We start from the raw sequence: 24,610 nt of genomic DNA, 5'->3' as shown, positions 1-24,610 counted from the left end.
ACGTTGGCCGAAACTGTTCCTCTCCGGAACAGTTTTCCTGCAAAGTTTGGTCTCAAGAAATGTTCCGAAGTTGAACAATTCTTCGCACCGGCCAGGACGGGGGAGTGCAGCCATGAGCGGCGCGCAACTGCGTAGCGACCTGCTTCGAATCGTGAAGCAGCATGCTAATTGGGAGCAATTCGGATTTCGGAGTAGGGTGGGTTGAAAAGTTCGATTGCTTCCCCTCGTTGGATCAATCTGCGCTCTGCGTTAGAACACGTCGTGACCTATCGGCACTCTCCGCCGCTGGCTGAGACCGCGCTCCGTGATGCTCTTGTGAATGCCAAAATCGCCTCCCGCGCAGCACTCTATCATTTGGTGCCGCATCGATTGGTAAAGCAGGCGGCACCGCCGGTGGCGCGTGACCACTATCTCACGCCTGATCAATGGAAACATTTTGTCGTTGATTGGGGTCGTTCATCTGTATCGCAAAAAGAGTCCACGAGCGTGACCCAGTGGGGCGTGTGGGAAACCAGTGGGCGGAAATTCCCGGCGGCGACGATGTACAGTCCGTCCATCCAGGCTTTTGGCGTCGTGATTTCCGAACCGCATTTGTATGCGATCTGGCCGGCGACTGCCGATACAGCCCCGCCACCCTTAGCGGCCGCAGAACGGAAAAATGCCGGCAGACCAAAGGGCACGGGCTACCAAGCCGCCGACGCCGCGGCTGTGGACGAAATGCACCGTTTGATTGAATCGAGACGCGCAAAGTCCGCAACCGATGCCGCTCGCCAAGTGGTGCTCGGAGGGTTGTTTGCACTCGAGGGAATTACGAAAGAGAGCATTATTATTCGGTTATCGCGGCAATATCGGAAGCGCTATCAGAGCCTTGAGTAACGCCCCATTATTCTTCGTTTTTCTCAATTATTCTTCCTGTTCGCGGCAGCACCGGCTGGTTCATCGTTCGACTCGCAGTCAATCACTGACAAGAGCGGAAGATGGCCCCAACCAAAGATAATATGCTGCCAGCGCCAGCAGTATGGAAGCGTTACGGCAAAACAGACCGGACGCTGGCTCGCTGGCTGAACGACGAAACTCTCGGCTTCCCGAGACCCACGCTGATTCGTGGTCGTCGCTATTTTTATGAAGTCGAGATCATCGAATGGGAACGGCGGCAAGGGACCATGTCGGCGGCCGGTGGATGTCAGGACGAGACTCGTGACTGAGAGTGTCTCTTTCATAACCCTTCCCGCTGCATGCAGGCGCGCGCCCCGCGAGGGTGCGTCGATCCCCCAGTCGCCCGAACGGAACGAGCGTCGATGACAATTATCAGAAGAAAACACAATTCTCGCTACGCAGCGTTCCCGAACGCGGTCTGGGAAGACGGTCGGATCGGCGCCGATGAGAAGGGCGTTTTAGGTTACCTGCTGTCACGCCCGCCCACTTGGAAGGTGAGTCTTTCGCAGGTCGGATATGTGATGAAAGTCGGCAAAGATCGCATGCAGCGGATCTTCCGCTCGCTAATTGCTGCCGGCTACGTCACCCGGGAAGTTGTCCGCAATGAAACTGGCGTAATCGTCGCCCTCGAGTACGTCGTCCGTGACGAGCCCGAACCGGTAACGGACATCGATGATGAGGATGCCGACGTCGTCACAGAACCTGTGGCTTTTCTACCTCAGCCTGAATACCCGGCTCCGGCTGACCCGGCGCCGGGTAAGGCGGCTGCATATAAAGAAATGAAAGTACTAAGTACTGATTATATTAAACCTTCTCTTCTTGAAGCGAGCTCTACTGCTGCGCGCGCGCGACCCCCTTCAACTTCACCGCCTCTCCAAACCCAGGAGCTGCAATCGCAAGTCGCCAGCCGGCTTGGCGAAGGCGATGTCGAGCTGGGTTGGGGAATGCTCCAGAAACTTAGCCCTGGCAGGCTCGACCAGCTTACCGCTCAGCAGCGATCGGGCAGACTATCTGAAGAAGGCCTGGCAAAGGTTCGGCTTGAGCTGTTGGCCGGGAGGGTCTCATGACAGGCAGCATTTCAACGGACCGTCTGTTTCGCCTGGCGGACACACTGCGCAAGGTCGATGATGCCGATGCGAAATTGCTGGGCAAGCTCATCGAGGGACTAGTGCGCGTTATGGAAGACGATGGGCGATCTGACCAAATAAAGCAGCTAGACACACCAGACACAGCTGTGCCCGTTGTTCGCTCCGATCCGTTCGAGCGGCCCGACATGCACCCCTTACTGGCCGCCGTGGCGTCGCGTCTCCGGGTGCGGCTCGGCGATGATAAGTGTGCCGCCTGGATCATGAAGCTGAGCTTTGTTGACGAAACGGCGGATATCGTGACGCTGGCGGCGCCAAAAAGGTTCACAGCTAACTACATCACCGCCCAATTCGGTGTGCCGCTGCTCGATGAGTGGCAAGCCGAGCAGCCCAGTGTCGTGCGGGTGGTGGTTCGCCCTGTCCAGCATCAGAGTCCTGATTAACTGATGTGTGCCGCTGAAGTAGGCGAGGGCAGGGTGAAAGAAGGCCCGTCAATGCGCCTCAATCGGCTTGATGGCGCCTCACATGCCCAAACCGGCTCTTGCCCGCTCTCGCAGCGCTGCGGGGCAGGGCACGACAGCAGGTTTTTGGGGAGGCCCCCCGGGCGTAGGGACCGTATGCTCGGTTTTTTGCATTACACGGGGTCGCAGCCCCTGGAATTTCGCCAGTAGATCACCTCGCAAGCGGTACACGCGAACACTTGTGATGCACGCGTCTGCACGCATTGCCCAGTCGCCCCCGTGTTGATTGTTCGAAAGAGACTCTTCTAGAGGACAGAGCGACCAGCGGCCACTGTATACGGTGCGATCATGTTGCCGGTGTGCAATAACAAATTTTGCTGCGAAACAGAGACCGCATCCGCTTGGATGCGGATGCTTCTGGAAGAAAGACGGCAGTATCAAAAAACTAAGGACGAATCCTCATATGCAAGTAGCAACTCCGCCACCATCAATACGATTGATTAGTCCGGCTCGAAGCGCGGATGGGCGATGCCGTCGAGCCCAGTTCTCAATACGGTCGCTATCAAACGGCGACTGTCCTTGGGGCGTCGTCACAACCGCTTGCCCTAGTGCATTGCCGCCCCGCCTCGCTCATCGAGCTTCTGGGCTGCAATGACAACCTCTAGACGATTTCGGACATGAAGCTTCTGCATCAGCAGTGTCATGTAGTGTTTCACCGTCTTCTCGCTAATGCGGATTGTTAGCGCGATTTCCTTGTTCGTTTTTCCATGAAGGAGAAGGCGAACGATTTGCTGCTCGCGAATGCTCAGTTTCACAGCTTCGGCAGCCCGACGTCGTAATGACGTATCTCGTAGCGCTGCAATGACACGGCTGGCAAAATGTTGTGTGATGTAGGTTTCGCCCGAATGCGCAGCTGTGATGGCGTCGATAAGCTCGCGTGAGCTACTGCCTTTCAATACATAGCCGGTAGCGCCGGAGTCGAGTGCGCGTATCGCTGAATCGACACCCGTCGCAGCGGTGAAGGCTATAACCTTTGTCGAAGGCGACGCGCAAATGGCTGCCGACATTGCAGTATAAATATCGCCTGGCATGTTCAGATCGACGACGATGACCTGCGGCGCGTTTCGTGTGCAAATGTCCACCACATCATTCGCACACACGCCTGTAGCAATGACGTCAAATCTACCGGACCGGAGAAGTAGCGACGATATCGCCTCAATCATTAATGGATGATCATCCACCAAAGCGACGGACATTAAACTCATCACAAGCCTCGCAAAACGCTGAGGATTTCAAATCAAGTAGGACTAATATGTACAAATACGCATGCTAGTGTGCATGAACAATGAGCTAAACTGTGCACGCTTTAGAGGCGTTGTAAATGTCGAATTTAACTTAGCGTTAAGCCCAGCACTAGCTGATTATACGTTGCTATTTAAGGTTGTGTTGGCGTTGATGTTTTTGATATTGGAAGTGTTACGGTCACTGTCATACGGTCATCTTGCGGTTCGACGAAGAAGCTGCCACCAAGCGCCGTCACTCTCCTGCGAAGGCCCAACAACCCGAGCCGCGCGCCTCTGCCAGACGAAGGTTTAGTGCTGAGTTCGGTGATCCCGCTGTTGCCCACAATGATCGTCACAGACGATGCATCCTGGATTGCTGTCACATGTTGGTCCTGGCCGTCTCCATGCGCATATGCGTTGTTCAGACATTCCTGAACCACACGAAACACGCATACTTGAAGTGATTGTTCTGGACGGAAAGATAATGAGTCGATCTCGCATGTCACATTGGTCGCCGTGTTTCGTTCGTGGCGCGAAACTGCGAGCTCAATTGTCTCGGCGCAGGTGAGCCCGTCAAGCTCCGGCAACACGAGGCCGGTTGAGATGTCGCGCAGTTCTTTGAGGATACTGGACGTGAGGTCTGTAACGTTCGTCAACAATACACGTGTCGTGTTCGGATTTGTGTCAGCAAGTTCACTCAATTTAAGTGCCAAAACGCTGGCGAGTTGAATGGGACCATCGTGAAGATCTTGTCCGATTTCTCCTAACAGGCGTTCGTTGGAGTGCATGGCGGCGAGTTTTACGGCTTCGGAAGTGCGGCGCAGCTGATCATTCTGCGCTGCAAGTGCTTGAGCCTCGTCAATTCGTTTTTGAAGCGAGAGCCGCTGACCCGAAACAATGGCATTGGCGCGCCATACCGTCACAAACAGTATGATCATCATGGGGGCGGTAACGGCGCCGACAATGCTGGCTGTGGTCACCCTCATCGTCTGTAGTTCGGCGGTGAAGCGCGCTCCACTATTGTATACTTCTCCAACTGCAATGACGTCGCGACTTCCCGTCGCATAGATTGGTGCGTAAATCTCGATCAGCGGTCGTTCGAATGGCTGTTCTGTCTGATGTTCTGCATCGTCCGTATCCGCAAATCCACCAAAGGCCTTACCGGCAAACGCCGCATCCCGTTCGGCAGATGGAAATTTCTGCCCGATGAGCCGCTTGTCGGTTGCATAAGCCAACGTACCATCTCGTAACCAGACCTTTAGCGCCTTAGTGCGCTCACCCATGGTTGTCTTAAGCAGATTGTCCAGTGCTAGTGCTGTGTTGGAAGTTAGCGTCGAGGACGTTGCCAGCTCCTGAAGGGAGGGGCCAAGGAATACGTCGACCAGAATCGCGCCTTCCTCGGCTGCCGTTTCCATCATGCTCGTCTCAAGCTGGCGCGAGATGAAATACGCGAGCAAAGTCATGGAAATGACGATCGTCAGCGTGGCGGCGATGAAAAATTGTCGAAAGAGGTTTGACTTTTGACCGATATCGGGTCGGTGCCAGATCATTGCGAGGTTCCGCTTTGAATAATCGGGTTACTGAAATCGCGTTTGATTTGCTTAGTCAGACTTAGAAAATTGAGGTAGGGCGGATAAAGCCGAATTTTCAAATTCTTCTAAAAGCGATCACTGAGTGGAGCGTCAGGATTGGGCTGTCGCATCTTATGCCTCCGTCGGATCGGGAGCTGTTCCACGTAAAGCTAACTCGCCGATCGTGGGTCCGATACAAAGCCAAATAGAGAACATGAGCGGCGGACGCACTGATCCAGAGCGGGTTCCTGCACACAAAGACCATTCTCCCTTACAGACACAAAGGTCGTCAGACCAAGGTCCTATCGTGGTTGGTCTTCAGTCCGAGTGCTGCTCGGACCTTGTCCCCTAAGCAAGCAAATACGGCGGCCCTAGCGTGGAGATCTGATGCCAGAGGGGCCAGCCATCACCACCAGCTTGATTTTGACCTCCGTTGAACATCGAAAACTGTCGGACGGAATAGTCGTAGACGGGCTTAAGGGTGAAACGACTTACATAGGGAGAGCAATATGGCCAATTATATCAAGAGCGATCTGGAATTCATTCTAGAGCAGATCAAGATCGCCGAAAAGCACGCTGCCTATGTTGCCAACCCGAATGATCCGAACGCTGCCCCGCTCTACGGTGTAGGCGATGCCGGTCAGGTCGGCTCGGTTCCCGCGTATACCCTGAGCCTTGGGCTGCGCACCGTCGACGGCTCATACAACAACCTGTTGCCGGGCCAGGAACATTGGGGCGCGGCCGATCTGCCATTCCCAGAATTGCTCGATCCGGTGTTTCGGCCGGCCCAAACCATCCCGCCCGGCTTCGGCCCCCCAGTGCCGACCAACTACAATCCCTCCAACAATCCTGGTTCGATGGTCTTCGACTCCAGTCTGCGCACGATCTCCAACTTGATCGTCGACCAGACCCTGGGCAATCCGGCAGCCATCATCAAGGGTTTGCAGGTTGGCGGTCTCGTGGCCGCGGACCTCACCAACGTGGCCCTGGTGCAGGCCATTTACGACATTTACAAGCCGGTCTCCAATGCGGAATACCAGTCGCGCGTTGTCATGGATAATGCCAAAGCAGCGGCAAACGCCCTCAGCGATGGCAATCCGGACACACCCCCGACTCCCGCCGAGCAGACTGCGATAGATACGCTGGCAGCGGCGACTGCCGCGCACGATGTCGCGGTTTTCAATCTTGAAGCCGCGAGCATCGTTCGCGATGCGGCGCTTGAGCCGTTCGGAATCGTCATGGATGGCGATAACGTCAGAGTAACCAACGTGGCACCTGACGCAGGCCTGTCGGCTCCATTCAATTCTTGGTTCACCCTGTTCGGCCAGTTCTTCGATCACGGCCTTGATCTCGTGAACAAGGGCGGCAGCGGCACAGTGTTTGTTCCGCTGCAGCCGGACGACCCGCTTTATGTGGCGGGCAGCCCGACCAATTTCATGGTGCTGACACGCGCTACGGTAGGCCCCGGTGCCGACGGCATCATGGGAACGGCCGACGACACCCGCCCGGTCAACACCACAACGCCCTTCGTTGACCAGAATCAGACCTATACCTCGCACGCTTCGCATCAGGTTTTCCTGCGGCAGTACGCGATGGGTGTGGATGGCAAGCCGCACGCCACTGGTAAACTCATCGAAGGCGGAGGCGCTCAGCCGGGCGGCATGGCCACTTGGGCCGAGGTCAAGGAACAGGCCAAGATGCTTGGCATCCTTCTGACCGACCAGGATGTTGGCGCTGTGCCACTGCTCCGCACCGACGCCTACGGCAACTTCATCCCAAATGCCGCCGGGTTTGCCCAGATAATCACCGGCGTTGGCGCCGATGGCGTTCCCAATACTGCCGATGACGTCGTCATCTCCGGCACCTTTGCCGCCCCGGTCGGCCTCGCCAGCGCAATCCGCATCAACGCGGCATTCCTGGCAGATATTGCCCATGACGCGGTGCCAAATGGCATTGCGGACGGCGACATTGAAATCGGCCTGCTGAACCCCGGCAACAACCCGGCGGTCTATGACAACGAATTGCTTGATGCGCACTTCATCGCCGGTGACGGCCGTGTCAACGAGAATATCGGCCTGACTGCCGTGCATCACATTTTCCACTCCGAGCACAACCGTCTGGTCGAGCACACCAAGGAAATCGTGCTCGCCAGCAAGGACATGGCCTTTATCAACGAGTGGCTGGACATCGATCTGACGCAAGCGCAGGTCAATGCCATCCCGACGAACCCGGCCGCCCTTGCAGCCTATGCCGCTACCTTGACCTGGGACGGCGAGCGCTTGTTCCAGGCAGCCAAGTTCGGCACTGAAATGCAATATCAGCATACGGTGTTCGAGGACTTTGCGCGCAAAATCCAACCCAATATCGACTTCTTCGTAGTTCCGGACGGGTATCACGCGGACATTAACCCGGCCATCGTGGCTGAGTTCGCCCATGTGGTTTACCGCTTCGGCCACTCCATGCTGACCGAGCAGATCGACCGGCTGGATGCTTCGTTCACCAATGATCAGATCAGCCTGATTGAAGGCTTTCTCAACCCGATCGAGTTCGATACGGGCCACACCGTCGCCGACAGCATCGCCGCTGGTGATATCATCCGCGGAATGACGCGCCAGGTTGGCAATGAAATCGACGAGTTCGTCACCAGTGCGCTGCGCAACAATCTGCTGGGGCTGCCGCTCGATCTGGCCACCATCAATCTCGCGCGCGGCCGGGATGCAGGCGTTCCTTCGCTAAATGCTGCTCGCCGCGAGTTCTTCGAGGCAAGTTCGCACGCGCCAGAACTCAAGCCCTACGATAGCTGGGTGGAGTTTGCCGGCAATCTCAAGAATGAAGCCTCGGTCATCAACTTCATGGCCGCCTATGGCCTGCACAGCTCGATTACTGGCGAGGCAACGATTGAAGGTAAGCGCGCTGCGGCGATGGCCATCATCTTTGGCACGCCACAGTCTATCCTCGATAACCCGGCGACTGCGGCGAATGAAGCCCGCACGATCAGCGTCCCGGCTGACGCGGAGGATTTCTTGAACGGCACCGGCGCGTGGGCCAGCTTGCCCAGCGGCGTCACGACCACCGGACTCGACAACATCGACCTGTGGATTGGTGGTCTTGCCGAAAAGATCCTGCCGTTTGGCGGCATGCTCGGCTCGACTTTCAACTTTGTGTTCGAAGTCCAGCTCGAGCAACTACAGGACGGCGACCGGTTCTATTATCTGCAGCGCCTGGATGGCATGCATTTCCTGTCGGAAATGGAAAACAACACCTTCGCCAAAATCATCAGCCTCAACGCGGACGCGGGCCATTTGCCCTCCGACGTCTTCTCGACGCCCGGCCTTATTCTGGAAATCGACCGGACTAAGCAATGGAATCCCGGCCTCGGTGAAACTGCCGGCCAAGACAGCATCCTATTGGACGATCCGAACACAGCGATCGACGAATCCGCCGACAACCTGGGTAACGATCCGACCGGCGGCAGCATTCTTACCCCGCTGGTTATTCGTAATAACCCCGGCACGGTTGGCCCGGATTCGAACTACCTGAAATATACCGGCGTTGAACACGTTCTGCTCGGTGGCACCAATGGCAACGACATCCTGATCGGCAGCGAAGGCGACGATACGCTCTATGCCGACGGCGGCAATGATCGGCTCGAAGGCGGCGCGGGCAACGACTCCTACTTTGGCGGCGACGGCGACGACATCATAACCGATCTGTTCGGCGACGACATCATCCGCTCCGGCGCAGGACACGATGCCATCAATGCCGGCGCGGGCGTCGATCTGATCGTCGGTGACGCGGGGCAGGACTTCATCGTCCTGGGTGCGGATATGCTTGACGAGGCCTTTGGCGGGGTCGGCAACGACTTCGTGCTGGGCAGCAAGACTACCGAGCAGACACTTGGCGGCGAAGGTGATGACTGGATTGAAGTCGGAGCCTGGACCGGCGCGGTCGGCGATAACTTCGACGACCAGTTCCAGGCCGACGCGGTCAAGGGTCACGACGTGTTCCACGGCGACGGCGGCTTCGACGAGTTCATCGGCGAAGGCGGCGACGATATCTGGTTTGGCAGCCTCGGCCGCGGCAAGTTCGACGGCATGTCCGGCTACGATTGGACGACTTACGGCGACATGAACTTCGCGGTGGATGTCGATCTCGCCCGGCAGATACTTCCTGGTGTTCCGGTCCTTCCAGCCAATGTGGCACTAGACACCTTCACCCAGGTGGAAGGCGCTTCGGGCTCGACCAAGGATGACGTGATCCGAGGTACCGACGTCACCGCCGCGGATGTGCCGACCGAAGGCTTCCGCGGCAGTGCCCTGGATGCCGAGGGCATAGCCCTTATCCAGGGTTTGCAGCAGCTGCTGGTTGGAGCCGGGGCAGGCTCGTTCGATGCCCAGGGCAGCTTTGTCGGGGGCAACATCCTCCTCGGGGGCGCCGGCAGCGACCTCATCGAAGGCCGTGGCGGCGACGACATCCTCGATGGCGACAAGTGGCTGAGGGTCCGCATCGCGGTCATGTCCAGCTACGACGCCAATGGTCCGACCGGTAACACGGTCCTGAGCTACCACGACTCGATGACGACGCTGGTTTCCTCGGTTTTGTCCGGCACAGTCAATCCCGGGCAGCTCAAGATCGTCCGCGACATCGTCTCGGCGACTGGAACTGGCGATACCGACACCGCGGTCTTCTCTGATATCAGGGCGAACTACACGATCACGGGTAATGCGGATGGCAGTATCCGGGTGGAGCATCTGATTCCCGATGGGGCAGGTGGGTTCACACCCGGTGGTCTGGATGGCATCGATATCCTGCGCAACATGGAGCGCCTGCGCTTCTCCGACGTGGAAATAGACGTGCCGCGTCCGCCCACTGACATCCAGTGGAACGGTGTAACGCCGGGCAACACAACGCTCCCCGGGAACGGCACGATTGCAACCCTGAGCGCAGTCGATCCCAATGGTGCAGGTACCTTCACCTACGCCTTGCTGGCCGGGAGCAGCGCGGGCTTTACGGTGAGCAGCGGCGGCACGGTGGCGCGCACCGGCGGCACAATGGGCACGAACGCCACTTACACGCTCAATGTCCGTGTAACGGACGACACCGGGTTGACCCGTGTCGAGACCTTCACGATCAGAACCGGATCGAACGCCAACGATACGATCGCCATAACGCTTACGAACGATCACATCATCTATGGCGGCGTTGCTGGCAACGACACCCTGAGCGGCAATATCGGCAACGATACGATATTCGGCCAAACCGGCAACGACACCCTGAACGGCAACGGTGGCAATGACACGCTGCTCGGCCAGGACGGCACCGACACGCTGAACGGCGGCATCGGCGACGACACCCTGACCGGTGGCGACGGCAACGATATCGTCAACGGCGGTGCCGGCAACGATACCATCCGCTACACATTCGGCGATGACACCGATACCGTGGACGGCGGCGCTGATATCGACGCGCTGGAAATCACCGGGACTGGCGGTGGTGAGACGCTCGACGTGTCCTTCAACGGCACGGCGCTTACCCTATTCGAGGGCGGCACCATTGCCGGCGTTGAATCGGTTACGGCCGACCTGGCCGGTGGCACCGATACCCTGATCTATACGTCGGCGGGTTCCGTCACGGTGGATCTCAACAACGGCGCGGCATCGGGCTTCTCGTTCGTGTCGGGCATCGAAAACGTTACCGGCGGCGCCGGTAACGATACGATCACCGGCGACGGCAATGCCAATACCCTGCTGGGTCTTGGCGGTACCGACACCATCGAGGGCGGTGGGGGCAACGATGCCATCAATGGCGGAGCGGCCAACGATGCGATCCGTGGCGGTTCAGGCGCCGACACGATCACTCAGCTCAGCACCGACGGCCGCGATATCATCGATGGTGGCACGACCGCGATAACCGCCGGCCGGGATACATCCTCGGACACCTACGTGCTCACTGGTGTTGCCGCTGCCGAAGCCTTCCGTATCTATACAAGGGCGGCATGGGGTGCTGTGGCGGGAAATAACCTTTCCTCGCTCGCCGCTGGCACTGAAATTGTGATCACACGCAACGGCACCAACAATGCCTCGGTCATTGCCGAACTCGACAACATCGAGGAAATCCAGATCAACACCACCAACGTCACCGCCAATGACGGCGGCGGCCTGAACGGCGGTGCTTCGAGCGGCGACACGATCACGGTGATCGGCGACTTCAACCTGCCGAACACCAGCCTCAACTTCAGCACCATCACCATCGACGGCAATGTCGGCGACGACACCGTGGATATCACCGCCCTGAGTTCGGCGCATCGCATCGTGTTCCGCTCCAATGGGGGCCACGACACCATCATTGGAACTCTGCGTCCGCAGGATGTGATCGAACTGCCTGCAGGTACGACGGCCGCCGACTACGATGAGACGGTCACGAACGGCGTAACGACCCTAACTAACGGTGCCCACAGCATCAGCTACGTCGCAGCCGGCGCCGGCCCTCAGGTGGGTTCCGGCGATCACGACGATGATTGTGGTGGCGATGACGAAGACAACGAGGAAGCCGGGAATGCTGTCCCGTCAACCGGCGCAGTCCGAACCGGAACCCAGCAGATGGACGTGCTAGTCGGAACGGCAAGCGACGACAACATCATTGCATTCGATGGTGATGACGTCGTGATCGGCAATGCTGGAGCCGATGCGATTTCGGCGGGCGACGGTGCCGACTTCGTCAACAGCGGCGACGGCCGGGATGTGATCTTCGCCGGCAACGGCGACGATCAGGTGTTCGGGGGTAATCAGGCCGACATTATCTACGGCGAATCCGGAGCAGACCGTATCCTGGGTGAAGCAGGCAACGATCTGATCAATGGCGGCGCCGGAGCAGACACGGTGTTCGGCGGTGCCGGCGACGACCTGATCGTGGCGGAGGTGGCTGACGGCGACGATGTCTATTTCGGTGACGATAGTGAAGGCGGGACGGGGATAGATACCCTCAATATGTCGGCGACCACCGCCAACATCACCGTCAATCTGGGCTCCGGCCCGGCCGCCTTTGCCAATGGAAGCGTATCAAGCTCGCAGACCGGTAATGACACGATCTGGGGCATTGAGAACGTTACAACCGGATCCGGGAACGATGTCATCATTGCGAGTAATGCCGTCAACGTGATGAACGGCGGTCTAGGTAATGACACGTTCACATTCACATCCGCGTCGGCTACTAACGGCGACACCATCCTCGGATTCCAGCCGGGCGACCGGATCGACCTCACCGGCATCGATGCCAATATGACTGCAACTGGCGATCAGGCTTTCGAGCTGATCAATGGAGCCGCGTTCAGTGCCGCGGGCCAACTGGCTGTTAGCTTCGTGTCGCGAGACGACGGTGACTTCACAATCGTGCAGGGCAACATCGATGGAAACACGGATGCCGATTTCAAGATCGAAATCGCTGGGCATCAGCAGCTGACGGCGGCCAACGTCGGGCTCTAGTCTGCAAGATTGGGAGCGGTGGATCGTTGATCCACTGCTCCCAAACTCGTCCTCTTGAGTTTGAAATCCGGGCGGCATCACAATGGTAAAATCAAAAGAACTCACTCCCGCAAAACGCAGGAGCCTTGCAGAACTCACGCGCGGCTTGCGCGGTATCGTTATTTTCTTGTTCATCGTATCGGGGCTGATCAACGTTCTGGCTCTGACTGGCTCGCTATATATGATGCAGATCTATGACCGAGCCTTGACCAGCGGAAGCATACCGACGCTGGTCGTGCTCTCAGGTCTGGCTGTGGGGCTGTATCTGTTTCAGGGCTGCTTCGACGTCATCCGGTCCCAAGTGCTTGTTCGTGTCGGTGCCCGGATGGACAAGAAGATTGCGCCACTCGCGCACCGGGTCGCGATCGATATGCCGCGTTTTGGCTTTTCGACATCGGAGGCTCTTGAGCGGGGTCGCGATGTCGATACGGTTCGTGGTTTCCTGGGCAGTCAGGGACCGGCAGCACTGTTCGATCTACCCTGGATGCCGATCTATCTCGCATTCATCTATTTCCTTCATCCGCTGCTTGGTGCGTTGACGATCGCGGGCGCGCTCTTTCTGACGGTTATGACGGTTGTCAGCGAAGTGCTGACAAAACGTCTCAGCGTGTCAACACGCAAGGCGGCGCTCGCGCGAAACACGATTGCCGACTGCAATGCGCGCAATGCCGACGTTCTCAAGGCCATGGGCTTTGCCGGGCGAGCTGTGGGTCGTTTCAACGAGGCAAACGGCGAGCATCTGGAATTGCAGACCAAGGCCAACGATATCACAGGTACATTTGCAGCTGTCTCTCGGGTCTTCCGCATGATCCTGCAATCGGCGCTGCTTGGGCTTGGCGCATATCTAACAATCAAGAATGAATTGTCCGCCGGTGCGATCATTGCATGTTCGGTAGCCTCTTCGCGCGCGCTCGCGCCAGTCGATCTCGCGATCGGAAACTGGAAGTCGTTTATCGCAGCACGCATGGCTCATGCGCGGCTACGCGATACGGTGATCGCTCTTGCTGCGGCGGACCAGCCAATGCAATTACCAGCCCCGAGCATGCGTCTAACGGTGGACAAGGCGACCATTGCTGCCCCGGGATCAGGCCAAATTATTTTGAGCGATATCAACTTCGAGATCGAGGCGGGACAGGCGCTTGGAATCATAGGCCCCAGTGCGGGCGGTAAGACCACCATGGTGCGTGCACTGACCGGCATATGGCCGGTGCTGCGTGGAAGTGTGAGGCTCGACGGGGCCGATCTTAGCCAATGGCGCGAGGACGAGATTGGCCAGCACATCGGCTACCTGCCACAAGAAGTTAGCTTGATGGATGCAACAATCGAAGAGAACATCTGTCGGTTCGAGCCGCAGCCGGACTTTCGTAAGGTTGTCGACGCCGCGAAAGCGGCTGGCGTTCATGAGATGATCGTGAAGATGCCGTCGGGATATCGGACCCAACTGGGTCCGCAAGGCGCGGCTTTGTCCGCCGGTCAACGACAGCGCGTCGCGTTGGCACGCGCGCTCTATGGCAACCCCTTCATCGTCGTCATGGACGAGCCGAATTCAAACCTTGACGGCGAAGGCGAAGAAGCACTCACGCGAGCGATCGAGGGTATTCGCGAGCGCGGGGGGATCACGATCGTCATCGCGCATCGGCCAAGCGCGCTTGTGGCGGTGGACCTCGTCGCCATCGTACAGAATGGCCGGATGGTCGCTTTCGGCAATAAGCACGACATTATGACGCCGGGTCTGCAGGGAGCTGCCAAGCCGGTTACAGAAGATCAGCAAACAATGGTCAGGAGGCCAGCATGATTACAGCCAGGGCCACCAAGCAGGAATCCGGACCGGCGAAGCAGAGCCGCGATGATTTTGTCGAGAGCGACAACCACAAGGGAAGGCTTGTTCCGGTTGTCTTTCTTTTATTTTTGGCCAGTTGCGTAGCCTATCTGCGCAGCTTTCTGCCGATTCGCGTCGAAGCGCGCGCGGACGAAAAGCACGAACAGCCTAATAAAGAGAGCAGCGAAGACGGACGCGACAACGAACAACGCGTCGAAGGCGAAGCAGAATCAGAAGAGGACGTAACTGGCGGCACGGAACGGACGCGAGGATCGTCGAGATCCGATGCTCCGGTCCTGCCTAAATCGGAAGAGGGCGTACAGAACAGCTCCGTCACGCATGGGAATGGGCTGGAACGGCCACCTGTTGTGCACCTAAGTTCCGGATCATCGATCGATCCGGAGCGCCCGAAGGATAACCGGCCAGCGGGGCAGGGTGACACCGGGCGAACCGGCGGAGGCGGAGGCGGAGGCGGCGGAGGCGGCGGAGATGGAGACAGCAGAGGATCGGGCGCACAGCCGCAAGGACCGCGTCCACACCTGATCGACATTCCAAATCCCGGAGGCGTGAATCCAGAGACGGCGCGGAACAGGGCGCCGCGCATCAACGGTCCGGTATATCTCCAAGACATATATGGTTGTCAGGCGTTCTTGATTTCAATGCTCGCTCTTCTGGCAGGCGCTAGCGATGCTGACGGCGACAGTCTTCGTGTTGTCGGCTTGTCTGCGAACTCTGGGAGCGTGAGCCAAAGCGCCGACGGCGATTGGTCTTTTGTTCATGATCAGGGAATGCTCGGACCGGTCAAGTTGACTTATTTCATCACTGACGGGTTCGTCGTTGTACCTCAAGTAGCCTATTTTAATGTCGTGGCAGCGCCACCGATTCTCGGAACCAGCGGGGACGACAATCTTCTTGGTACGCAATGCGCTGATACCATCAACGCTGGCGACGGCAATGACAATATAGATGCGCGCGAAGGCAATGATGTCATTTTCGGTGACGGGGGTGACGACCACATCGTCGCTGGGGCCGGCAATGACGTCGTCTATGCCGGTGCGGGAAATGATCTTGTATTTGCAGGTTCTGGCAATGACATCGTCTTTGGCGGGGCAGGAAACGACCGGATCTACGGCGAAGACGGCGACGACAACTTGATGGGTGAACATGGCAATGATGTGCTGTTCGGTGGCGCAGGTAATGACATCATTCTTGCCGGTGCGGGGGAAGATCTTGCTAGGGGCGATCGAGGCAACGACACACTCGACGGTGGAGATGGTGACGATAATCTCGATGGCGGCGATGGCGCGGACATTGTGATTGCCGGTGCCGGCAATGATTTCCTCGCTGGCGGTGACGGTAACGATACACTTTTCGATGGTGTCGGCCGCGACACCGTTGATGGCGGCACGGGCGATGACTATCTGATTGCGGCTGCAGACGGCGAAGCGGACAGCTACGATGGCGGCGCGGGCATCGACACTTTGGATTATTCGACTGCGACATCCGGAGTTTTAGTCGACGTCGCAAATAATGCAGCGAGCGGCGCGGATATCGGAAACGACCAGATCGCGCGATTTGAAGCGGTGATTGGCGGAAGTGGCGGTGACACAATCACCGCTGGAGCGTGGTCGCTATCAATGGAGGGGGCGGCGGGCAACGACAGATTGATCGGAGGAATTGGTGACGATGTCGTCGCGGATGGTGCGGGCCAGGACGTCGTGCAGACCGGGGAGGGCGATGATCGCGTCTCGGCAACCGCTGACGCTGCGAGTGATCAATACGATGGAGGCGACGGCTCAGATACACTGTCTTATGCCACCGCGACCCTCAGCGTCACCATCGACCTTGCGAATGGACGCGCGGACGGCCAGGACATTGGTCACGACCTGATCAATTCGTTTGAAAAAATCATTGGTGGAGGTGGTGACGATCGCCTGATTGCCGGTTCAGGATCGGTCTCCATGACCGGCGGTTTGGGCAGGGATCGTTTTGAATTTCAACGCAGCGATGACGACCATGAGCCGCTCCTGATCCGTAAGATCACCGACTTCACGGTGGGCGATCGCATTTTTGCGGCGACATACGAAATCGCCTATTTGCAAGAAGCGGACGACGGGCAGCAGATCGCGGATATGTTCGACGACATCTATCTGCAGGGTAATCAGGATAACCGACCGGTTCGCTTTCGGTTCGAACATCTGAATGATGGTGAATTTACCGTGGTGGATGTGCATGACCGATCGGATTCAGACGACTTTTTCTCCATCGAAGTCGCCGGCCATCACCAGCTCCAGTTCACCGTTGCCATAAGCTAAAGCAGGCAGGACCTCGGACAATGAAACATTTTGACGCCAGACAGTTTGAGGCAGAAGTTGTTGCGCCGAAGCCCGTTCGCGGCAGTTCCTTCCGTATATGGCCGCGTGTCGTCGGAGGTCTGACACTCGTTCTGCTATTGGTGGCCGGCTGCGGGGGATGGGCCGCGTTGGCAATGCTGGAGGGGGCCGTTGTCGCGTCGGGTGTAGCGAAAGTCGACCAGAACCTAAAAGAGGTTCAGCACAGGGATGGCGGTATCGTAAAGACTCTCGCCGTCCGCCACGGTGATTTCGTCAAGCAGGGGCAGATTCTCGCGACGCTTGATGATGTGCAGATTAGGGCTGAACTCCTGATCGTGCGTTCGCAGCTTGGCGAATCCCTGGGGCGTCAGGCACGATTGATCGCCGAGCGTGATAACTTGCCGTCCATTGATTTCCCTGCCGAACTTCCAGCAATCTCGACCTCTGTTGATACGGTGGTTCAGGGAGAACGGCGCCTATTTGCAGGCAACAAGCTTGGTCGAGATAGCCAGAAGGAGCAGCTTGAACTGAGCATTGCCCAAACCGGCGAAGAAATAAACGGAATGGAAGCGCGTCTGGCAGCTAAGGAGGAAGAGATCAAGCTCGTGGGCGTCGAGCGGGACAAGCTGAATGATCTTTTTGCCAAGCAGATCGTCGAATACGCCCGCGTCTATTCGGTTCACCGGGATTGGGCACGGATTCGGGGCGAACGCGGCGAAATCATCTCCAGTATTGCTCGTGCAAAGGTCCGGACTAGCGAAATTCGCGTACAGATTATTGCCGTCGATCAAAACGCTAGCACCGAGGCGCAGCGTGATCTCAGATTAATCGATGCCCGAATTTCTGAGTTGAACGAACGCAAGCTCGCCATTGAGGACCGGCTATCACGTACCGAGATTCGTTCGCCGATCACCGGATACGTAAATGAGCTCTTCGTGTTTACCATTGGAGGGGTCATCACGCCGGCCGCGCGCATTGCCACCATCGTGCCCGAAGGTGTCGAGCTAAAGTTCGAGGTGAAGATCTCTCCCACCGATATTGATCAGGTCAGAGAAGGGCAGAGTGCCCGGGTGCGGTTGACCTCGTTTAACCGTACAACCACGCCTGAACTTACAGCGCGTGTCGCTATGGTATCGCCGGCATCGGTGAAGGACCCGTCAAATGGGCAAGAGCACTACATGGCCTATCTTCAACTCACGGATGACGCCATGTCGAAGATCAAGGATATGAGGCTTGTTCCCGGAATGCCTGCCGAGGTGTTCATCTCGACAAAGGAGAGAACAGCAGCGTCGTATTTGGTGAAGCCGTTTACCGACCAGATGAACCGAGCATTCCGAGAACGGTAATCAGAAATTCGCGATTTGGCGGAGAGCGGTCGACGTCTCCGGCTGGGCAAAGACGTCATTCACGTGATACGATGGCACGTTGCCTCTCGAGTGAAGGATCTGCAGCGTCACAGTTGAACGCTGACTCGTTGGCGGAGGACTGTTGAGGCTGTCATGGGGCGCTCAACGACAGCAGCGAGTCCTGGTCCGGGCGCGGAATATATTCCATAATGTATGTTATGCGAATCGTATCGGTGATGCCATTCGAAGCGGCGAGCTCACCCGAATATGGGTGGACGACGTCGAGGGAGCATTACGCTCTGTTAAGTTCACGCCCCGATCGGGAGAGACGTTGAGGACGACGCCTAAAAGACCGTCGCAACTCGTTTTCAATCGTTGGGAAACAGCAGTTTCAACGTGCGGGAAAGGAACCAGACAGATGAAAGTACTGCATTTTATCTGCCTGATCATAATGATTGCCACCTTGGATTTGGCGGCAGCAGAATCGCTCGAGCGTCGTTTCGGGCCCGACAGGCAGAGAGGCCATCGTTCTGAGCGGGAGTTCGAGGGAACGCGCGATGGCTTCAAGAATCGGGATCGAGCGAACTTTCTCGGAGTTGAGCAAAAGTCCCATCCCGAAGCGTCAGTCATCCATCCTGACTTGCATCACTCTCCGCGCATAGGATTGCAGCGGTAGATTGGCGCTTCCGAGCAACCTGATGGTCATTGACCCGCGAAGAACTTTCCCAGTCAGCGACCCTTCTGCGGCACGATCCAGGCGTGCCGCGATATGATCCTATCGATCTACGCATGATCTAACGCAGCGAGAGGCTGGCGATTGTTCTTAGGCTCGCTTGATCTCAAGTAATTGCTGGATAATTGAGATGAGCGTTGCGCGCTGGAAATGCCGGTGGTCCGCAGCTTGTGTCGCATCTAAGCCCTCCCCTATCCACCACATTCGTTCAGCGGTCGTTCAGTCGCGCCAGCCCATGCTTCTGCTCGTGCAAAACGTCAGGTGCGTCACTCCCTCCCCTTGGCACGGCTGACGTCATCTTCATACCGGCACAACCCGGCCTGCAATGTGGACCGGCCCGCCAGCGCAATCCGGCCAGATCGCTCGCACTACAACTGCCAAACGCGACACGCGCAAACTGAACGGATAGGCACCATGGCCCTCAAGTCACTGATCGTTTTCGTCGACCCTTCGCCAGGAGCTGCGGTCCGGACCCGTTATGCCGTCCGCCTTGCTGCTGAGCACGACGCGCACCTGATCGGTGTGTTCATCGCGCCCACAGGCTGGCGGCAAAATCCCGCCGATGGCTTCGTCGCCGGAGCCATTGCCGTACGCGAAATGGTGGAGCGCCACAGCATGTTCGAACGGGAGGCGGCTGCGGGGGCCATCAAGAATTTCGAGGCCTTAGCCGGCCGCGAGCGCGTGACCTTTGAATTCAGATCCATCGAAGCCAACAACGCCGACGAACTAGCACGGCTGCATTCGCTTCACAGTGACTTAGTCATCGTTGGCTATCCGTCGCCCGGCGGCCTGCCTGCGCAGGGTACTCCGGCGGCCATGTTGCTGGCGACCGGTGTTCCGTTTTTGATCGTGCCGGAGAGCTGGACCAGCGACAGCGTCGCTAATAGAATCCTGTTTGCTTGGAATGCGAGCCGGGAGGCGCGGCGGGCAATTAGCGATGCGCTGCCGCTGATGAAGGCCGCGCACTCCGTGACCGTGCTAGTGATCGATCCGAAGAAGAATGCGTCCCACGGCGAACAGCCGGGCGCCGATGTAGCGCACTATCTCTGCCGGCATGGCGTCATAGCCGCCGTCGAGCAACGACAGTCCAACGGCAAAGCCGTCGCCGACATTATTCGCGAATTCGCGAGCCACGATGGGTCGGACCTGATCGTGCTCGGGGCCTACAGCCATGCCAGAACTAGGGAATTCATCTTTGGCGGCGTGACACGATCACTGCTCAGGAACATCACAGTGCCGACTCTGATCGCCCATTAATCGTATTTATTGGACGTCTCGGCGAACTAGATGCATAGTTCGACTGCTGCCCATATCGCCGTTATGCAGCGGATCACGACCGATCCAAGTGTTTTCCACAATGAATGCTATGCCATGCGAAGCTGGAAGCCTCTAGGCAAAGCGCTACGGGCGCACGGCACCAGCCTGATCAGCTGAGCACAATATGGGCCGGTATTCGCGGTTATATAACTTACAGAAAAGCAGGAAGCGTGGACGCTACGAGCCCGAGTCTCCTCGTCGGTCAGCACGTCTCGATCGTGACGTGGCGCGAACAGCGGCATGAGCTTCGATAACCTGAACGGCTGTCGATTGACCGTCCGCCGTGATCTGATCCTGAATCCTCCGGGCCCCGGTCACGTATGCTTCGTTGGAAACCAACTCTACGATGGCCTCGACAAGCTGATCGACGTTCAATGCCGTGATCGGGAGAGGCTCGGGGCCAGCGCCGAGTTCAGCGATCCGACGCCCCCAAAATGGTTGATCGCCGAGGAGAGGACAAACAAGGGTCGGGCGGCCATATCGCAGTCCGGCATGCGTGGTGCCCGAGCCGCCGTGATGAACGACGGCCTGCACGCGCGGAAAGAGCCACTCATGAGGCACATCATGGACAAAATGGACATGCGGCGCCGCCTCGATCTCCTCCATGCCGCCCCAGCCTAGACCCAGCACGCCGCGCAAGCCGGCGCGTTCTAGGGCCTCGACGACAATAGCCGTTCGAACGGCGGCATTCCCTGGCGCCATACTTCCAAAGCCAATGTAAATCGGCATCAGGCCGGCCTCGAGGAACGCTACCAAATCGGCGGGTGGAGACCATGCTGGCTCAAGATCTGAGAACCAGTAGCCGGTGATGTGATCGTTGGCGGTCCAATCCGCCGGTCGGGAAACAAGGGCCTCGCTAAATCCGTAGAGCCGTGGAACGGGCTTGCCCAAGACGTTCAACATCGATGTTTTCACCGTGGCGGCCGGCGGTAGACCGAGCGCGGCGTCCCGCCATGCGTCGATCATGCCACGATACCCCAGCCGCGTGGCTGCGAGTACCAGATGGTGGCTGAACCGATTGGTCAGTCCAGACCAGACGGGCCAACGGAATAGCGGCGTCGGAAACGCAGCGGTCGGCGACAGACCTGGCATCGGCAAGGCAATCAGGGCGGGGATTCCCAATTTCTCGGCGATATGCGGCCCTGCTAGGATTTTGGGATGGTAGATCAGCAGGTCGGCGCCCGATGATGCAGCCCAAGCATCGTCGAGGACTATGCGCATCAGTGGTTTGACCTCGCGGGCGGCTTTGATGGCCCCGCGCAGGGAGCCTATGGCTTCCTGCCCTGCATGTTTCGTCATGATCTTCTTGAAGTCGATGTGAAGCGGCGCCCAGGCCAATCCAGCCTGCTCGACCGCAACGGCGAATTCCTGGCTGGTTGCGAGCCTGACATCGTGTCCAGCCTGCTTCAGCATTTGGCCAAGAGCCAGGAACGGCTGCACGTCGCCTCGCGATCCTAAAGCTTGGATCACCACCAGCATCGTGTTCCACCCATGCCGTCAATCATTGTCGGCGCTCCAGGGGGGCGCGACATCGGCGGCCTCGCGGGCAGTGCCGGTGATGAGCTTGCCCTTACAGAAAACCGATCTCTCATGGGCTGCCATCACTTGAAAGCCCAGTTGCGGCCACAGCCGATATCCCTACGGCGTATCACGACGACCGACATACAGATAGACGCCCACGATGATGACGAACGCGGCGAAGGTCCAGCCGCTGTTAACGGCGCCAAGCAACGGAAACAGGTCGGCGGGTTTCATCAAAGCCTCCAAACGATTCGCGTGAGGCCTCCCAATGTCACCACATCGGTTGTTCCCACAACACACCCGGATGCAAAGTGCATCCACGAGTGCGGTGTTAACTCAGGCCAGCGGCCGTCAAGCGTCAGCGCTTGCCGTGTCCAATGTCCTTGCCGCTAAAACGTGCCGGCCGGAAAGTCGCTCATGGTCAGTGTGACCGTGGATGGCACCTTTGCGACCGAGTTCAGGTGCTGTTCAACTGCGGCCAGAAACTGAGGCAGTCGGCCCTCTACAGCTTTTATCCTCTGGTGGGGCGTCGGGACATTACCGCGCACGATATCGTCGATGATCTCGCGTGTGATTATTACTTGGCAGGCCTGTCCTTTAAAGCGCACGGGGAAGATCAGATTCCATCCGTCCGCTCGTAGCGTGTTCGAATACTCCAAAGCCAGTTTTCGGAGCCGTACGCCAGGGCCAAGGCCCACCTGCACATCTTCAGGAATGAACTGCACGCCAGCATGCTCCAGGCTGGCGATGATGCTGTTCAGATTCCGCTGTGACGGCTCGATCCGGGAATTATTTTCGAAGGTCGCGATAGTCGCACGCGCAATTTGTGCCGCCTCCGCGAGCTTGTCCTGCGACCAGCCCACCAGGGCACGCGCAGCCGCGCATTGTTTTGACGTAATGGAAGTCACCACAACGACTCCTATTCATTTTGTAATGTCATACATAATGTATATCTTTACAAAATGCAAGATTTCTGGACGGCAGCAATAGGACTGGGCCCTTTAGGAAGCAGCGAGCGGCGCTAAGACCGGACCCAGCTTCAAAAGGCCCTCGCCTCGCTCACCCGCGTTGGCCCGACGCAAAACATGTCGCGCTTCTACAAACTGGATATTCAACCCACCTTGTTCGGCGAATGGGCCGTGATCCGGGAATGGGCGGCATCGGCAGAGGCGGCAGCGTACACGCTACGTCCTATGGGACTGTCAGCGAGGCCGATGCTGCCCGCGATCGGCAGCAGCATATCAAGCAGCGGCGGGGCTACGCGCTTCCGGTTGGCTTGTCTTCCCTTTCGTAAGGGACAGCACGAGCATCCCGAGTACGCCAGCGGTGACCGAGCCGATGAGCACACCCACCTTAACCTCGTTCTGCAGCACCGCCGCACCGGGGAACGCCAGAATTCCGATAAACAGGCTCATCGTGAAGCCGATGCCGCAGAGTAGCGCTACGCCGTAAATATGAAGCCAGGTGGCATGGTCTGGCCGCACCGCGAGCCTCAGGCCGACTGCCGCCCAAGTCGCCAAAAACACACCCACCTGTTTGCCGAAGAATAGACCGGCTGCGACCCCAAGCGTCACGGGAGCCGTGAGAACGGCCCAATCCATGCCGGCGAACGAAACACCCGCATTTGCAAAGCCGAAGATCGGAACAATCAGAAAGGCAACCGGCGTTTGAATGGCGTGCTCGAGCTTCAACAAGGGCGGAAGATCGGCAGACGACGTGCGCGCCAGAGGCATCGACAGCGCGAGCGCAACGCCAGCAAGCGTCGCATGCACGCCGGACTTCAGCATGAAGAACCAAAGGACGACACCCATCACGAGATAAGGCGTCAGCTTTGTGACGCTGAAATAGTTGAGCATCAACAAAATGCCGAATGTCGCAACGACGGCCGCCAGCCATGCCGGCGCGAGATGGTCAGTATAAAAGATTGCGATGACGCTGACAGCGCCGAGATCATCGAGGATGGCAAGCGCTGCCAGAAAAATCTTCAACGACGCCGGGATCCGTGAGCCCAGCAAAGCCAGCGCGCCCAACGCAAAGGCGATGTCGGTCGCCGTGGGGATCGCCCAGCCCCGCAGCGTCTCGAAACTGCCGAGGTTGAATGCGACGTAAACAAGCGCCGGGGCGACCATGCCACCCAGGGCTGCTATCGCAGGAAGAATCCGGCGCGGCCAAGTCGCGAGCTGGCCCTCAATGAACTCCCGTTTGATTTCGAGGCCGACCATCAAGAAGAACACCGCCATGAGGCCATCGTTGATCCACTCAAGCACGGAAAGGCCGCCAACATGCACCTGTAGCGTTCTGAAATACGCTGTTGCCATAGGAGAATTGGCGACGACCAGCGCGGCGGCCGCTGCGATCACCAAAATGATTCCGCCGCCTGCTTCACTGGTCAACAGGCGGCGGAATGTCGATTTCGGCTTAGATATTGAGTGCATAGGTGATAGTGCCACTTGTCAGAGCTTGCCTCAATGCTTTCCGGCCTTTGGCACCGGGACTGATTGATGCAGCGATCCCAACGGTCGTCATTTTCAATGTCCTGGAGACGCCATCACCGCACCAGGCTTGTCATATGTGGGGAGACACTAAAGCATCGTCGCTGTTGCTTCATTGGTGCCGATGATTTCAACGGGAATGTCATGGTGTCGAACTTAAGCACCGCGCGATCGAGAGCGCTGAGGCGAGGCA

Annotated in this window: 15 protein-coding genes; 10 read left to right on the top strand and 5 right to left on the bottom strand. The window is 58.0% G+C overall.

Annotation, left to right across the window (positions count from 1 at the left end; all coding sequences use genetic code 11):
• Positions 1-201 precede the first annotated feature (201 nt).
• The 4 genes from AB8B02_RS30700 to AB8B02_RS30685 all read left to right on the top strand — a co-directional run bounded on the left by AB8B02_RS30700 (position 202) and on the right by AB8B02_RS30685 (position 2,464).
• Positions 202-876, top strand: coding sequence for a hypothetical protein (locus AB8B02_RS30700; RefSeq protein ID WP_439065990.1), 675 nt, complete (start codon positions 202-204; stop codon positions 874-876).
• Between the two features lie 101 nt (positions 877-977).
• Positions 978-1,205 carry a DNA-binding protein gene (locus AB8B02_RS30695; protein ID WP_439065989.1) on the top strand — a complete coding sequence of 76 codons (228 nt, stop codon included), beginning with the start codon at positions 978-980 and terminating at the stop codon, positions 1,203-1,205.
• Between the two features lie 93 nt (positions 1,206-1,298).
• Positions 1,299-2,003, top strand: coding sequence for a hypothetical protein (locus AB8B02_RS30690; protein WP_439065988.1), 705 nt, complete (start codon positions 1,299-1,301; stop codon positions 2,001-2,003).
• The gene (locus AB8B02_RS30685) at positions 2,000-2,464 is read left to right on the top strand and encodes a DnaA N-terminal domain-containing protein (protein ID WP_439065987.1); all 465 of its coding nucleotides are present in this window, start codon (positions 2,000-2,002) and stop codon (positions 2,462-2,464) included. Before AB8B02_RS30690 ends, AB8B02_RS30685 begins: the two co-directional genes overlap by 4 nt.
• 623 nt (positions 2,465-3,087) lie before the next feature.
• Here AB8B02_RS30685 and AB8B02_RS30680 read toward each other — a convergent pair.
• Together AB8B02_RS30680 and AB8B02_RS30675 are read right to left on the bottom strand one after the other, a co-directional pair.
• Positions 3,088-3,738 carry a response regulator gene (locus AB8B02_RS30680; protein WP_439065986.1) on the bottom strand — a complete coding sequence of 217 codons (651 nt, stop codon included), beginning with the start codon at positions 3,736-3,738 and terminating at the stop codon, positions 3,088-3,090.
• Between the two features lie 179 nt (positions 3,739-3,917).
• A complete protein-coding gene (locus tag AB8B02_RS30675; protein ID WP_439065985.1) occupies positions 3,918-5,315 on the bottom strand; it encodes a sensor histidine kinase in 1,398 nt (465 codons plus the stop codon).
• Between the two features lie 530 nt (positions 5,316-5,845).
• On the opposite strand from AB8B02_RS30675, the gene AB8B02_RS30670 reads away from it, so the two are divergent.
• From AB8B02_RS30670 to AB8B02_RS30645, 6 genes are all read left to right on the top strand, one after another.
• Positions 5,846-12,817 (top strand): peroxidase family protein, encoded by a 6,972-nt coding sequence (locus AB8B02_RS30670; RefSeq protein ID WP_439065984.1) that lies wholly within the window; start codon positions 5,846-5,848, stop codon positions 12,815-12,817.
• Between the two features lie 82 nt (positions 12,818-12,899).
• Positions 12,900-14,651, top strand: coding sequence for a type I secretion system permease/ATPase (locus AB8B02_RS30665; RefSeq protein WP_439065983.1), 1,752 nt, complete (start codon positions 12,900-12,902; stop codon positions 14,649-14,651).
• On the top strand, positions 14,648-16,990 hold the full coding sequence (locus tag AB8B02_RS30660; protein WP_439065982.1) for a calcium-binding protein: 2,343 nt from the start codon (positions 14,648-14,650) through the stop codon (positions 16,988-16,990). The genes AB8B02_RS30665 and AB8B02_RS30660 overlap by 4 nt, the downstream gene beginning before the upstream one ends.
• A 20-nt stretch (positions 16,991-17,010) precedes the next feature.
• Positions 17,011-18,354, top strand: coding sequence for an HlyD family type I secretion periplasmic adaptor subunit (locus AB8B02_RS30655; RefSeq protein WP_439065981.1), 1,344 nt, complete (start codon positions 17,011-17,013; stop codon positions 18,352-18,354).
• A gap of 418 nt (positions 18,355-18,772) precedes the next feature.
• Positions 18,773-19,030, top strand: coding sequence for a hypothetical protein (locus AB8B02_RS30650; RefSeq protein ID WP_439065980.1), 258 nt, complete (start codon positions 18,773-18,775; stop codon positions 19,028-19,030).
• A gap of 471 nt (positions 19,031-19,501) precedes the next feature.
• On the top strand, positions 19,502-20,344 hold the full coding sequence (locus tag AB8B02_RS30645) for a universal stress protein (RefSeq protein ID WP_439065979.1): 843 nt from the start codon (positions 19,502-19,504) through the stop codon (positions 20,342-20,344).
• 237 nt (positions 20,345-20,581) lie between these two features.
• Here AB8B02_RS30645 and AB8B02_RS30640 read toward each other — a convergent pair whose 3' ends face one another.
• The 3 genes from AB8B02_RS30640 to nhaA all read right to left on the bottom strand — a co-directional run bounded on the left by AB8B02_RS30640 (position 20,582) and on the right by nhaA (position 24,360).
• A complete protein-coding gene (locus AB8B02_RS30640) occupies positions 20,582-21,883 on the bottom strand; it encodes a glycosyltransferase (protein WP_439065978.1) in 1,302 nt (433 codons plus the stop codon).
• A 431-nt stretch (positions 21,884-22,314) separates the two neighbouring features.
• Positions 22,315-22,833, bottom strand: coding sequence for a helix-turn-helix domain-containing protein (locus AB8B02_RS30635; protein WP_439065977.1), 519 nt, complete (start codon positions 22,831-22,833; stop codon positions 22,315-22,317).
• A 333-nt stretch (positions 22,834-23,166) separates the two neighbouring features.
• Positions 23,167-24,360, bottom strand: coding sequence for a Na+/H+ antiporter NhaA (gene nhaA / locus AB8B02_RS30630; protein ID WP_439065976.1), 1,194 nt, complete (start codon positions 24,358-24,360; stop codon positions 23,167-23,169).
• Positions 24,361-24,610 lie beyond the last annotated feature (250 nt).

The sequence above is a fragment of the Tardiphaga sp. 862_B3_N4_1 genome (assembly GCF_051811085.1).
Lineage (GTDB): Bacteria > Pseudomonadota > Alphaproteobacteria > Rhizobiales > Xanthobacteraceae > Tardiphaga > Tardiphaga robiniae.
The sequence above is the reverse complement of the archived record's forward strand: the minus strand, read 5'-3'. Positions and strand labels throughout refer to the sequence as shown.